The organism is Collinsella tanakaei YIT 12063, from assembly GCF_000225705.1.
Taxonomy (GTDB): Bacteria; Actinomycetota; Coriobacteriia; order Coriobacteriales; family Coriobacteriaceae; genus Collinsella; species Collinsella tanakaei.
On record NZ_JH126469.1, the window covers coordinates 141,790 to 155,728 of the forward strand.

The window sequence follows — 13,939 nt, forward strand, 5'->3', positions numbered from 1 at the left end:
CCCCCGCGAGCTCCCCGGCTCCCGTTCCGCAACAGCCAGCTCCGGCACCGGCCCCCGTGCCCGCGGCAGCTCCCCAGGCTGACCATACAAGCGGTCCCACCGTTGTTGCCGAGCGCGATATCGAGGTGGATCGCAAGGCATGGGAGGATGAGCAGGTTCCCTATGACGACGCCGCGATTGCCGCCTATGAGGGCGACGCGGACGTTCCGCCCGTGGACCTGCCCGCAGACGCGCCCGCGACGCCGTCCGTGCCCGCGCCGACGGCGGCCCCGTCCGTGGCTCCAAATTCCGCGCTGCCCGCATCTGCCCCCGTCGCCCCGTCTGCCCCCGCGGCTGCGCCCGGAGCCCTGCCGTGGGCGACTCATCCCGGTGCCGAGGACCAGATTCCAAAGAACGAGGAAGAGGCCAAGTCCATGCTGGGCGACATCTTTGGCCCCGGCATCGTGTTCAAGCCTGGCGAGTAGCCCCGCCTTGTCCCCTGCTGCCGCCTTCCATCGCAAGCCGCTTGCCGCGGTCCGGCGGTTTCCGTCGCGGACGCGCCTACGGGGGGCGTGGCGCTACGGCGCCCTCGCGCGCGTGGTACCATGCCAAACGTAAAAGAAGCGAAAGCCGGGGCCACCCGCGCCCCTCGACCAGACAGGAGTCCCCATGGCCGGAATGAACATGCAGGAAATGATGAAGCAGGCCCGCAAGATGCAGGAGCAGCTTGCCCAGGCGCAGGAGAGCATGAAGGACGTCACCATCGATGCTTCCGCTGGCGGCGGCATGGTCAAGGCGACCGTCAACGGCGATCTCGAGCTGGTCTCCATCCAGATCGACCCGGATGCGCTCGATCCCGAGGACGTCGACCTGCTGCAGGACATGATCGTCGCCGCCGTCAACGAGGCTATCCGTGGCGTCAGTGAGGTCGCCAGCAAGCAGATGAGCTCCATCACCGGTGGACTCAATATCCCCGGCATGCCCTTCTAGTTTCCGCGCGATTGGACGAGTAGACGGAGATGTCAGCAGACCGCAGCTTGCAAATACTCCTCGATGAGCTGGGGCGGCTTCCGGGCATTGGCCCTAAGTCCGCCCAGCGCATCGCGTATCACCTTCTGGAGGCGGACGCCGAGGAGGCGCGCCGGCTGGCCCATGCGATTTTGCAGGTGAAGGAGCAGGTTCATTTTTGCAGTCGATGCTTTAACTACGCTACGGCGGACGAGTGCGATATCTGCACAGATTCCACGCGCGACACCACCCGAATCTGCGTGGTGGGCGAGCCGCGCGACGTGTCCGCCATCGAGCGCACGGGCAGCTATCACGGTCTGTACCACGTGCTGGGCGGCGTCATCAGCCCCATGGACAAGATCGGACCGGACCAGCTGCGCATCCGCGAACTCATAGGACGTTTGGGCGCAGAGGACATCCAAGAGGTCATCATCGCGACCAACCCCAATATCGAGGGGGAGACCACCGCGAGCTATCTCGCCCGCACCATTAAACCCTTGGGCGTGGCGGTGAGCCGTCTGGCGAGTGGGCTGCCCGTGGGCGGCGATCTTGAGTATGCGGACGAGTTGACCCTGGGGCGTGCCATCGAGGCGCGTCGCACGTTGTAGCGACAGCCGGAAAGGGGCGGTGCCTTCGGGGCGGTCGCATTGGTGTTTCAAGGCGCGTCTTACATGCGATTACGTTTTGGTCAGAAGTGATACTTGTATTACTTCTGACCACTTTTAGCTACAGAAATAGTAAATGGTAATACGCAGATGATCCTGGGTATTACCATTTACCATTTTTCTTCGAAATAATGGTCATCCTTAATGCCTATTCCAAAATTGGTATTAAGGATGACCATTTTGAGGCGTCAAAGTGGTTTATTGCAATACCGGTATTACAGCGGGCCATTTCTGGAAAAGGCCGGCATCCTTCCAGGTATTACAAAGAACAATTTTAAAGCGAAAAAAAGTTACTTGTAATACCTGATGATATTTGGACTCGCAAGGTCTCAATATACGGGGTTACCTCGTCTAATCGTGAATCTCAACATCTGAGGTGAGTACGTTCGCAATTAGATAAGGCTAACCGAAATATGGGGGTACAATGAGCCTGCATGCAGATTTTGATCTGAGGGCGTTTCCCGACATCGCCTGGGCACGTCTACATGCGAACGGCAACACCGGAGTTCCGCGCTCGCCGAGGGAGTCCGAACGGGGGTGACGCGCCCCCACACATGTACACCCACACGAGAGGAGAGGGGTATATGGCGCGTAAGTTCAAGTCTATGGACGGCAACGAGGCCGCCGCATACGTTTCGTATGCGTTCACCGAGGTGGCGGGTATCTATCCCATCACGCCGTCCAGCCCTATGGCCGATCACGTCGACCAGTGGGCAGCCCAGGGCAAGAAGAACATCTTCGGAACGCCCGTTAACGTCGTCGAGATGGAGTCCGAGGCAGGCGCTGCTGGTACCGTTCACGGTTCCCTTGGCGCTGGCGCTCTGACCACCACCTACACGGCGTCTCAGGGCCTGCTGCTCATGATTCCGAACATGTACAAGATCGCTGGCGAGGGCCTGCCGGGCGTGTTCCACGTCTCCGCGCGCTGCGTCGCTTCCCACGCGCTCAACATCTTCGGCGACCACTCCGACGTCATGGCCTGCCGCCAGACCGGCTTCGCCATGCTCGCCGAGGGCAACGTCCAGGAAGTCATGGATCTTTCTCCGGTCGCCCACCTCGCGGCCATCGAGGGCAAGGTTCCGTTCCTCAACTTCTTCGACGGTTTCCGCACCTCCCATGAGATCCAGAAGGTCGCCGTTTGGGATTACGACGATCTGGCCGAGATGTGCGACATGGACGCTGTCCAGGCGTTCCGCGATCACGCTCTCAACCCCGAGCATCCGCACACCCGCGGCAGCCATGAGAACGGCGACATCTTCTTCCAGCACCGCGAGGCCTGCAACTCCGCCTACGACGCGCTTCCCGCCGTCGTCGAGGAGTACATGGGCAAGATCAACGCCAAGCTGGGCACCGATTACGGCCTGTTCAACTACTATGGCGCTCCCGACGCCGACCGCGTCGTCGTCTGCATGGGTTCCTTCTGCGACGTCCTCGAGGAAGTCATCGACTACCTCAACGCCAAGGGCGAGAAGGTCGGTCTGGTGAAGGTTCGCCTGTTCCGTCCGTTCTCCATCAAGCACTTCGTTGACGTTCTCCCCGAGACCGTCAAGAAGATCGCCGTCATGGACCGCACCAAGGAGCCGGGTTCCATCGGCGAGCCTCTGTATCAGGACGTCGTCTCCGCTCTCTACGAGGCCGGCAAGAGCGACATCACCGTCATCGGCGGCCGCTACGGTCTGGGTTCCAAGGACACCACCCCTGCCTCCGCATTCGCGATCTACGAGGAGCTCAAGGCTGACGCTCCCAAGTGCGAGTTCACCGTGGGCATCGTGGACGATGTCACCAACCTGTCCCTGGCTGAGGATCCGGACGCTCCCAACACCGCTGCCCCCGGCACCATCGAGTGCAAGTTCTGGGGCCTCGGTGGCGACGGCACCGTTGGCGCCAACAAGAACTCCATCAAGATCATCGGCGACCACACGGACAAGTACGTCCAGGCCTACTTCCAGTACGACTCCAAGAAGACCGGCGGCGTGACCGTGTCCCACCTGCGCTTTGGCGATTCGCCCATCCGTAGCCCCTACTACGTCACCAAGGCCGACTTCGTTGCGTGCCACAACCCCAGCTACATCGTCAAGGGCTTCAAGATGGTCCGCGACGTCAAGCCCGGCGGCACCTTCCTGGTCAACTGCCAGTGGACGCCCGAGGAGTTCGCCTCCCACATGCCGGCGACCGCTAAGCGCTACATCGCCAAGAACGACATCCAGGTTTACCTGATCGACGCTATCGACCTGGCCGAGCAGGTCGGCATGGGCAAGCGCACCAACACCGTTCTGCAGTCCGCGTTCTTCGCGCTGGCAAAGGTTCTGCCCGCCGAGGAGGCGCTGCAGTACATGAAGGACGCCGCTACCAAGTCCTACATGAAGAAGGGCCAGGCCATCGTCGACGCCAACCACAAGGCCATCGACGCCGGCGCTACCGCCTTCAAGAAGTTCGACGTCCCCGCTGACTGGGCTGACGCCACGGACGAGGCTCCCGCTGAGATCCTCACCGACGATCAGAAGAGCGCCATCGCCAAACAGGTCAAGGAGCTCATGGAGCCCATCGCCCGCATGGACGGCGACTCCCTGCCCGTTTCCGCCTTTAAGGATTGCGCCGACGGCCAGTTCGAGCTGGGCGCCTCTGCCTATGAGAAGCGCGGCGTCGCCGTTATGGTTCCGCATTGGGACGAGACCAAGTGCATCCAGTGCAACCAGTGCGCGTATGTCTGCCCGCATGCCACCATCCGTCCGTTCGGCCTGACCGAGGACGAGGTCGCCGCCGGCCCCGATACCATGCGCACCCTCGACGTCAAGATTCCCAAGGACACCGGCCTCAAGTTCGCTATCGCGATCAGCCCGCTCGACTGCATGGGCTGCACCAACTGCGCCAAGGTCTGCCCCAAGGAAGCTCTCACCATGGTTCCCGCCGAGGGCGAGCTCGTCGAGCAGAAGACCTTCGACTACTGCGTCGCCAACGTCTCCGAGAAGCCCGTTCTCATCAACAAGAACCTCAAGGGCAGCCAGTTCAAGCAGCCGCTGCTTGAGTTCTCCGGCTCCTGCGCAGGCTGCGCCGAGACCGCTTACGCTCGCCTGGTCACCCAGATCTGCGGCGACCGCATGTTCATCTCCAACGCCACCGGCTGCTCCTCCATTTGGGGCAACCCCGCTGCCACCGCTCCTTATTGCACCAACAAGGACGGTCACGGCCCGGCATGGAACAACTCCCTGTTCGAGGACAACGCCGAGCACGGCCTGGGTATGGAGCTTGGCTACAAGGCCGTCCAGGGCAAGCTCGTCGCCGAGACCGAGGAGCTCATGGCCAGCGATTGCGCTACCGACGAGCTGAAGGCCGCTGCTCAGGCATGGCTGGACGCCCGCAACGACGCCGAGGCCTCCAAGACCGCCGCTGCCGCCTACATCGAGCAGCTCGAGGCCTGCGGTTGCGACAAGGCCAAGGCTATCCTGGCCGATAAGGCATACCTCACCAAGAAGTCCTTCTGGATCTTCGGCGGCGACGGTTGGGCTTACGACATCGGCTTCGGCGGCCTGGACCACGTCCTGGCTTCCGGCAACGACGTCAACGTCTTCGTCTTCGATACCGAGGTCTACTCCAACACCGGCGGCCAGGCCTCCAAGGCTTCCAACCTGGGTCAGGTTGCCCAGTTCGCAGCTTCCGGTAAGGCCATCAAGAAGAAGAGCCTCGCCGAGATCGCTATGAGCTACGGCTATGTCTATGTCGCCCAGATCGCTATGGGCGCCAACCCGGCTCAGACCCTCAAGGCCATCCAGGAGGCCGAGGCTTACGACGGCCCGTCCCTCATCATCGGCTACAGCCCCTGCGAGATGCACTCCATCAAGAAGGGCGGCATGCAGAACTGCCAGGCCGAGATGAAGAAGGCTGTCGAGTGCGGTTACTGGAACCTCTTCCGCTTCAACCCGGCTGCCGACGAGGGCAAGAAGTTCTCGCTCGACTCCAAGGAGCCCGCAGGCGGCTATCAGGACTTCCTGATGAACGAGGCCCGTTACGCCTCCCTCACCCGTTCCTTCCCGGAGCGTGCCGAGGAGCTCTTCGCTGCTAATGAGAAGGCGGCTATGGAGCGCTACCAGCACCTGCTGAAGCTCAAGACCCTCTATAACGAGGCCTAAAGCTTTTTCGGACTGCTTTTTTAGGGCATGCGTTTAACGCTTGACCGGTAGAACAAGGGACCAACTCGTCTTCGCGGGCGAGCTGGTCCCTTTTGTTTGAGAACTATTCTCGTAGGCTGGGCGGTGGATGGGCGTATCGATGTCTATCTGTCGTTCTTTTGAGTTGGCTTCGTATTTGAATCGCTTGTTTCACCCCAACTTGATTCGCTTGCGGAATCCGCTTGCGGAAAGAGGCTTGCCGTTCACCGGAGGACATATAGGGCGGTTTAATGCCGGTGTATAAATTTAATTGGAACGTTATTTGGGACTCCCGAAGCGCTATCCAATGTGAGATTCGCATGGATACTGCTCCGGGAGTTTTTTTGTTAGAGATGCACAGGGAGGGAGGACGAGATGCGCGTGACCGCAAAGATTAATAACAGCGCTGTGCTATGTATAGACGACAACGGTGAGGAACTTGTTGCCTTTGGCAAAGGAATAGGTTTTTGCGAGTTGGGTTCCGAGGTGGATTTGCGGCGCGTACAGAGGACGTTCTACGACCTTGACCCCCAGAGTTCCCTGTTGTTGGAAGAAATTGATCCGCGGGTCCTATCCCTTGCTAGCCAGACTGTAGACTTGGTTCGAGATCGTTTTGCCTATCGATTGAGCTCGAACTTTACCTTCGTATTGGCAGACCATTTGAGTTTTGCCCTCAAGCGCATTAGGGAAGGAATTGCCGTTCACATGCCGCTTGTCTTCGATGTGGAGCAGCAATATCCAGCTGAGTACGAGGTTGGCTTGCATCTCTGTAAGCGGATGAGTCGCGAGTTTGGCTTGTCCATTCCGCAGCGAGAAGCGGCGGGTATTGCATTGTGCTTCGTTAACAATATGGATCGTGGTGCGGAGGGTGACGGGGACTCAGCTGACGATTCCCAGTTGTCATTCGATGAGCTTCTCGAACGTTCCGTTTGCGTAATAGAGAAGGGCTTTGGAATCGATCTCGACCGATCGAGTTTCAATTTCAGCCGTTTCGCAACACATTTGCAGTATCTCTATATGCGTGCTTCTGGGGGCAAGTCGCTTACAAGTGGGAATGCTTCTATGTATCCCATGCTTGCCCGAGAGTATCCCGATGCATCCGATATCGCCGATTCTATTGCCGCGATCTTTCTTGATGGTATGTCGCGCGAGCTATCGGACGAGGAGCTGTTGTATCTCATCATGCATATAAACCGATTGTGCGAGAAGGCTCAGATTGAGCGCTGTGATGTTGATTGTGAGGCCTAGGGTCTCATGAGATACCAGCTTTTCAAGGCTCATAGCGCGCGGGGCCGAGAAGAGCTGATTGGTACGGCAACGTAACAAGGAGGAACGATGTCGAAGTATTCGGATATCGGAGAGAAAGTCCTAGCGTGCGTGGGAGGTAAGGACAACGTAAGTTCCTTTACCCATTGTGTCACGCGTCTGCGTTTTATCTTGAAGGATAAGAGCGCGTACGACGAGGCCGCTATGAAGGGGATCGCGGGCGTTCTGGGAACGCAGTGGGCTGGCGAGCAACTGCAGGTCGTTGTTGGGCAGACGGTCGAAGAGGTCTATGATGCTATGTGTGAGCTAGGAGGCTTCAAGCGCATGGCGGGAATAGATGAGAATCTGGATGCCGATCTTGAGAAGAAGCCGTTTTCCATCAAGGATATTCCCGGCAATATGCTTCATGCACTATCCGGATGCATTTTCCCTCTCATTCCCATCCTTATCCCTGCTGGTCTTATGCTTCTTCTTGGGTCCGTGTTGGGTCCAAACCTTCTTAATCTCCTACCTGCCGATCATGATCTAATTGTTCTGTTCAATTTCGTAGGCAATGCCGGAATGTACTTTATGCCCGTGTTTGCCGCCTGGTCAGCAGCGAAGTACTTCAATACAAGCGCTCCGGTCGCTATGTTTTTGGGCGCGGTGCTGATTCATCCAACGCTGATGCAGATTGTGGCCGACCAGACTCCGTTTACGGTGTATGGCATTCCGATGACGCCCGTTACATACTCAAGCCAGTTCCTGCCCAGCATCGTATCCGTGTGGATTATGTCCTACGTGTACGGTTTCCTGCGTAAGCATATGCCGGAGTCATTGCGTTACGCGTTTCTTCCCCTGTTCACGATTATGATCATGCTCCCCATCAGCCTGTGCGTGATCGGACCTCTGGGTAGCTGGATGGGCAATCTGATCGGCGCCTTCGCTGCATGGCTCGCCGAGGTTGCAGGTCCTATTGCTATTGGTCTCATCGGTGGACTGTGGTATTTCCTCGTTGCTCTCGGTATGGACAAGGCTATTGTTCCTATTGTTCTGCAGCAGTTTGCACAGCATGGATTTGATAATCTGTTTTGGTGCAGCGCCGTGTTTGGCACTTATGCGCTTCTTGGTGTTGCCGTGGCAAGCGTGTTTACCCAGCGCGGCGAGAAGCGCTCGATGGCGGTTTCAAATGCCGTGACGCTTGGTGTTGGTGGTGTAAGCGAGCCGACGATTTATACAAGCTTACTTCCCAACAAGCTCAATTGGGCTGCGTTGTTCTCTGGTGGTTTTGTTGGAGGAGTAATCGGTGGTCTCTTTAGCTGCAAGGCATGGGTGCTGGGAACGGGTAACGCTTTGTTTGCAACCGTGTTCGCTGGAGGCGATGGAACATCGTTGATGCCCGGAATAATCGCCTCCGCCGTGGCGTTTGGTCTATCGTTTGCGATTTCGCTCATCGGCTCTCGTATTTCTCAGAAGAAAGTCATTCAGAAAGATTGATCGCGCCTTTTGAAAAAGTTGAACGAGAGGAGTGGACGATATGAAGCGACTGCTTGATTGTGTTGCGAGCGATTTTGCTGCAATGGGTAAGGATGAGTTACTAAAGGCGATTGCGGCAAGTGAAGGCCGGACGCTTGTTTCCGAGAGTATTGTCAATTTGCCATGCCCTATCACCGGTGCGTGCAACTCTGAGGTTTGCGCGGCAATGGGAGCTGATATCCTTTTGCTCAACTTCTTTGACGTGGCAAATCCTTCGATCGTTGGGCTGCCCCCGTGTCCTCCGGCAGAAACGATACGAATGCTCAAGAAGATGACGGGACGTCCTGTTGGAATCAACTTGGAGCCCGGTAACCTTGGTAGCAGCGTCGACGAGGGCGGGCCTGGTGCTTGGAACGAGATGTTGCCCGGCTTGGCAGCAACTGCGGATAATGCGAGGCGCGCTGCCGATTTGGGGATAGACATCATTCTCGTCACGGGCAATCCCGGCCACGGCGTGAGCAACGAGCGCGTGCATGCGGCCGTGAAAGAGCTGAGCGATGCTGTTGGCGATCGAGTGATTATTGCTGCTGGGCGCATGCATTGTTCCGGTGTTGCCTCAGAATCTTCAGAGCGCCTGATCACCGTGGAAGATGTTGCTTCGTTTGCTCGCGATGGTGCTGATATCATTCTTATGCCTGCTCCGGGGACGGTCCCTGGAATCACACTCGAATTGGTTCGCTCTCTTGTGGGTGCTGTTCATCGTGAGGGCAAGTTGGCTATGACATCGATTGGAACCTCTCAAGAGGGGGCGGACACTTCGACAATTCGTGCCATTGCTCTTATGGCGAAGCAAGCGGGGACGGATATCCATCATATTGGTGACACCGGTTTTATCGGTATCGCCTTGCCGGAGAACATAATGGCTTATAGCATCGCGATTCGAGGCATTCAACACACCTATCGGCGCATGGCGCTATCGGTGTGCAGGTAGAAGGGAGGGACGTCGCGTCGCGGCGCCCCTCTAGATGGGAGAACAAGCATGAAGGTATTTGTTGCTCATATGACGTCGGAGTGCAACGAGCATGTTCGCAAAGATGCGACGCTCGATGACTTTTTGCTGCTCTATGGCGATGAATGCATAGATGCGATGCATGTGCGCGATATATTCGAGGGGCATGGCATCCAGATTGTGCCTTCGATCTTCGCTTCGTTGCACCCAAGTGGCATGATTGAGAAGGCTGCGTTCGATTACATTTGCGATACCATTCTCGATACTCTCAAAAGTAATATAGACGAGATAGATGCGATCTATTTGCAGTTTCACGGGGCAAGCGGCATTCGCGATCTTGAAGAGGTATCTGCAGAGCACGTTTTGCTTAAACGAATACGCGAAATAGCAGGCAGGTATATTCCTGTCGCGCTGGTCATGGATCCTCATGGCAACGTGACGCAAGATCTTGTTTCACGCGTCAATATTGTTCGGTGCTATCGTCAGTCACCACATTCCGATTCTGTCGATACCGAGCGGGTCGTTGCAGAAAAGCTCGTCGATCTTATGGAGCATCGGCGTCCCATGAGGCCCGTTATGCGGAAGATTCCCATTATGGTCGGCGGCGAGCGAAGCGTTTCTGCTATGGAACCGATGTGTTCTATAAACCGTCTGCTTGATGAGGCGGAAGAGGATCAACGCGTGTTCTCATGTTCATACCACATTGGATATATTCGTCACGATGACGACAAGTTGGGCGCTGCTGTGGTTGTCGTTCCTAATGATCCAGGCGATACGGAGTATTGCGCTCAGGTGGCTGAACGTATCTCGCGATATGCGTGGGACCATCGTTTCGAGTTTAAGTTCACGGGTAATTACGGTGAACTTGATGAAGCGGTGCGTGCGGCTATTGAATTTGACGGGAAGACCGCTGTCATCACAGACTCGGGCGACAACTGTGGTGCGGGTGGTGCCGGTGAAAGCACACTTGTTTTGCGCGAGCTGCTTACTCAGAGCGTTGGCAAGAAGCGTGTTCTTGTCGCAGGCATTAACGATGCGGGAGCATGCGAAGAACTGTCTTCTGTTACAGTGGGAAGCCATGTGAGCTTTGAACTCGGTACGGGGTTTGACGATCTGAGCGCTCCCGTTGCCATTGAAGGAACGCTAGCGCATATTGGCGAAGCGGCGATGGGTCTCGGTAAGATTCACGTGGTGGGTCCATGCTACGTGGTATCAATTGACAGGGCTCCCATCGATGTTCTTGTCGTCAACCGCAACGTGCAATATGGAACGATGGAGCAGTTTGCGTACGCAGGGGTCGACTTCCATGACTACGATATCGTGGTGGTGAAAATGGGCTATCTGGATACCTATCTCATCCCGGAGACCGCATTCCATGTCATGGCGTTGACTGACGGACCAACCATTCAGCGCTCCGAGAACATTCCGTTCAAGCGCGTCTATCGTCCGATGTGGCCAATTGATGATGTGGACGAATTAACGTTTATCAAATAGGGAATCTGAATTTACTTTTAGGGGTCTGTGGCTGGTCGTTGCAGGCCCCTATTTGCGTGCAGCGCCAGCGCGTGCGGATTTGCCTTTGCATCACGTTGGGTTTCTACCGGGTTTTGCTGCTTCTCGCGTCGCCTTCCTGCACGCTCTGCTCTTTATATGGTTGCGCCGTCCTCATGCGCACGCATGTTGGATAATTGCATGCGGATGGATTGAACGGGAGGAATTGAATGGCGCAAACAACAGTTGAGATACTCTATCCCGAATTTGGCAACCAGGCGGGGGACAACGGCAACGCGATGTACCTTCGCGCCTGCCTGCCTCATGCCACCTTTATAGAAACCGCGTTTGGCGAGGTCCCCGCGTTTGCCACGCGCGATGACCTGTCGTTGGTCCTGCTATGCGGCATGACCGAGCGCCAGCAGGAGCGTGTGCTCGAGGCGCTCATGCCGTATCGCGACCGCCTGGCGGAACTCGCAGACGCCGGCGTCCCCATGCTCTTTACCGGTAACGCGGTCGAGCTTCTGGGCAACATGATCATTACGCCGGAGGGCCGCGGCATCACCGGCCTGGGACTGTTTGATATCGTGACGCACCAACTGACGCCCCAGCGATTCACCGGCGTTGGCCTGGGCACCTTTGAGCCCGCGCCGGGGGCGGACCCCATCGATATCGTCGGTTTCAAAATGCAATTCACGCAGGCCGAGGGCAAAAATGAAAAATGTCCCTTCTGCGTGCTCAAACAGGGTTTTGGCATCAACAAGAAAAGTGCTTACGAGGGCGTGCGTCGCAAGAACCTCATCGGCACTTGGTTTTTGGGCCCGCTTCTCACCATCAATCCGCCTTTCACCCGCTGGTTGCTCGATACCATGGGCGAGGCGGATGCGCCCCTGGCGTTCGAAGGCGTTTCGATGAGGTCCTATAGCCAGCGCGTCAAGGATTTCGCGACCCCGGGTATGGATGTCTAGGCGCTAGGCTGGGTTTAGGCCCGCGACCTGTCCTCGTCCACAAACATGCACTACACGCCCTCCTAGCCAAGGAGTTCATAATAGTGAGTACTTCCACCAGCAAAACGCCTCGCTTCTACCTCGCGCTCGCCGCGGGTAAGGCAACGGCCACCGCGCTTAAGCTTGCCCGCAGAAACGGCGGCCAGCTTCCCGGTTCCGTTGCCGAGGCCATCTGCCCCGATTTTCTCGCCCGCTGCCCCAAGCCGCGCCGCGTTGTATTTGTAACGGGTACCAACGGCAAAACAACCACGTCCAATTTGCTGGACGATATTCTGCTTGCGTGCGGGTTCGATCTGGTGACCAACCGCGCCGGCGGCAACATCATCACGGGTATCGAGAGCTCTCTCATAAAGAACGCGCGTATGAGCGGCTCCCCGCGTTGCCAGGTAGCATGCATGGAGCTGGACGAGTTGTCCTCGCGCCGCGTGCTGCCCCATATGGTTCCCGAGGTGATGCTGGTCGCTAACCTGTATCGCGACAACTTTACCCGTAACGCTAACCCTGACTATATCTTTAGCGTGATCGATGCGAACATCCCGGCCTCGACGCATTTGGTACTCAACGCGGATGACTTGATCTCCTGCCGCCTTGCGCCGCAGGCGACCAATCGCACCTACTTTTCCATCGACCATCTTGAGGACGATCTTGAGGGGCCGGAGGGTATTGTCTGCGATCTTACCGCGTGCCCGGAGTGCGGCGGCGCGCTTGAGTATGACTGGTGCCACCTGCGCCATCTGGGTCGCGCACACTGCACGTCGTGCGGTTTCAAGAATCCCGAGCCCGACTATCTGGTGACCCGCGTTGATAAAGAGGCGCATGAGTTTACGGTGCGCGAGCTGTGCCATGCGAAAGACGGCGTGGCGCCGGAGTATACCTATCACATCGGCACGTACTCAATCACCAATCTGTATAACTTGGTTTCCGCGTTGGTGACGGCTCGCGAACTTGGTGTCTCGGCCAAGGACCTGCAGCGCACATTGGCGGACGGCAAAGTCAACGTCACCGCGGCGCGCTTTAGCGAGGAGACGGTGAAGGGCATGCGCCTGGTCAACACCGCTTCCAAGGGCGAGAACAGCACCGCCACCTCGACCGCCCTGGCGACTATTTGCCGCGAGGCGGGCGACAAGGCCGTGGTGCTGATGCTGGCGGATTACTACCTCGCAACCAATCCCAAGAAGACCGAGTACACCGGTTGGTATTATCAGGCTGATTTTGAATACCTGGCAGACCCAGCCATCAAGCAGGTTATTGTCCAGGGTGCGAATTCGGACGATTTGCTGCTGCGTTTGCTGATGGCGGGTATCGATAAGGACAACATTTATCTGGCTGAGACCGAGCAGGAGGCTGCGGATATGGTCGAGCTGGACGGTATCGATGGCGTGTTCTGCGCGTATGACATCTTTAACGGCGAGCAGGCCGATGCGTTTCGCACGCGCGTGGCGGAGCGCCTGCGCGGGTAGGAATCGCGCGCCGGCGGCATCTGCGTGCATGATGCGCGGCGAGCCGTCTGTATAACGATGATGGGGGGGGAGGTGCCTGAGGGCGCCTCTCTTTTTGTGTGCATCTATGTTGTTTAGGCCCGCTATGCCATTGTGTGGGCTCGCGGTTGCATGGGGGCAGTGTGGGCGTCGGGCGGCGCGTTGCGGGGACCGTCCGGCAAACCGATGAATAAAACCAAGAACAACCTGTATCGTATGCTGAGCGCCGTTTACTCATTTCGTAAGCGCTCAGAGGGCTGAATATGCATAAGATGTATAAAGTGCAGCAAGCGCTATAGTCATATAGAGTGCCCAACAGGGAAGATATGCATGAGCGACTATGATGAAATATGTAGGATTAGCAGGTATCTTTCAAAATAAGCGTCCAAGATTACGCTGAGGGGCAAAAGAGTACCGTTCACCCGTCCTTATTGCT

The 13,939-nt window shown here is 57.3% G+C and carries 9 protein-coding genes and 1 pseudogene; all 10 read left to right on the forward strand.

Translation table 11 applies throughout. The features are described 5' to 3' along the window. Nucleotides 1–464, forward strand: a pseudogene (locus HMPREF9452_RS05735) (hypothetical protein); the annotation flags it as partial. A gap of 184 nt (nucleotides 465–648) precedes the next feature. Beyond that, a complete protein-coding gene (locus HMPREF9452_RS05740; protein WP_009141186.1) occupies nucleotides 649–969 on the forward strand; it encodes a YbaB/EbfC family nucleoid-associated protein in 321 nt (106 codons plus the stop codon). 29 nt (nucleotides 970–998) lie between these two features. After that, the gene (gene recR, locus HMPREF9452_RS05745) at nucleotides 999–1,595 is read left to right on the forward strand and encodes a recombination mediator RecR (protein WP_009141187.1); all 597 of its coding nucleotides are present in this window, start codon (nucleotides 999–1,001) and stop codon (nucleotides 1,593–1,595) included. A 641-nt stretch (nucleotides 1,596–2,236) separates the two neighbouring features. Beyond that, on the forward strand, nucleotides 2,237–5,779 hold the full coding sequence (nifJ, locus tag HMPREF9452_RS05750; RefSeq protein ID WP_009141188.1) for a pyruvate:ferredoxin (flavodoxin) oxidoreductase: 3,543 nt from the start codon (nucleotides 2,237–2,239) through the stop codon (nucleotides 5,777–5,779). 399 nt (nucleotides 5,780–6,178) lie between these two features. Beyond that, on the forward strand, nucleotides 6,179–7,045 hold the full coding sequence (locus HMPREF9452_RS05755) for a BglG family transcription antiterminator (protein WP_187116502.1): 867 nt from the start codon (nucleotides 6,179–6,181) through the stop codon (nucleotides 7,043–7,045). An 87-nt stretch (nucleotides 7,046–7,132) separates the two neighbouring features. Then, entirely contained in the window at nucleotides 7,133–8,539 is a 1,407-nt protein-coding gene (locus tag HMPREF9452_RS05760; RefSeq protein ID WP_009141190.1) for a PTS transporter subunit EIIC, read from the forward strand. A 40-nt stretch (nucleotides 8,540–8,579) separates the two neighbouring features. Further along, a complete protein-coding gene (locus HMPREF9452_RS05765) occupies nucleotides 8,580–9,509 on the forward strand; it encodes a DUF7916 family protein (RefSeq protein WP_009141191.1) in 930 nt (309 codons plus the stop codon). Between the two features lie 48 nt (nucleotides 9,510–9,557). Next, nucleotides 9,558–11,021, forward strand: coding sequence for a M81 family metallopeptidase (locus tag HMPREF9452_RS05770; protein WP_009141192.1), 1,464 nt, complete (start codon nucleotides 9,558–9,560; stop codon nucleotides 11,019–11,021). Nucleotides 11,022–11,248: 227 nt separating this feature from the next. Then, the gene (locus HMPREF9452_RS05775; protein ID WP_009141193.1) at nucleotides 11,249–11,986 is read left to right on the forward strand and encodes a glutamine amidotransferase; all 738 of its coding nucleotides are present in this window, start codon (nucleotides 11,249–11,251) and stop codon (nucleotides 11,984–11,986) included. Nucleotides 11,987–12,069: 83 nt separating this feature from the next. Then, nucleotides 12,070–13,485 carry a MurT ligase domain-containing protein gene (locus HMPREF9452_RS05780; RefSeq protein ID WP_009141194.1) on the forward strand — a complete coding sequence of 472 codons (1,416 nt, stop codon included), beginning with the start codon at nucleotides 12,070–12,072 and terminating at the stop codon, nucleotides 13,483–13,485. The last annotated feature ends 454 nt before the right edge of the window (nucleotides 13,486–13,939 follow it).

Bases quoted from the DNA above. Each gene is read 5' to 3' on its own strand.
- HMPREF9452_RS05770 (WP_009141192.1), top strand. From the start codon at position 9,558: ATGAAGGTATTTGTTGCTCATATGACGTCGGAGTGCAACGAGCATGTT.
- HMPREF9452_RS05740 (WP_009141186.1), top strand. From the start codon at position 649: ATGGCCGGAATGAACATGCAGGAAATGATGAAGCAGGCCCGCAAGATG.
- nifJ (WP_009141188.1), top strand. From the start codon at position 2,237: ATGGCGCGTAAGTTCAAGTCTATGGACGGCAACGAGGCCGCCGCATAC.
- HMPREF9452_RS05775 (WP_009141193.1), top strand. From the start codon at position 11,249: ATGGCGCAAACAACAGTTGAGATACTCTATCCCGAATTTGGCAACCAG.
- HMPREF9452_RS05765 (WP_009141191.1), top strand. From the start codon at position 8,580: ATGAAGCGACTGCTTGATTGTGTTGCGAGCGATTTTGCTGCAATGGGT.
- recR (WP_009141187.1), top strand. From the start codon at position 999: ATGTCAGCAGACCGCAGCTTGCAAATACTCCTCGATGAGCTGGGGCGG.
- HMPREF9452_RS05760 (WP_009141190.1), top strand. From the start codon at position 7,133: ATGTCGAAGTATTCGGATATCGGAGAGAAAGTCCTAGCGTGCGTGGGA.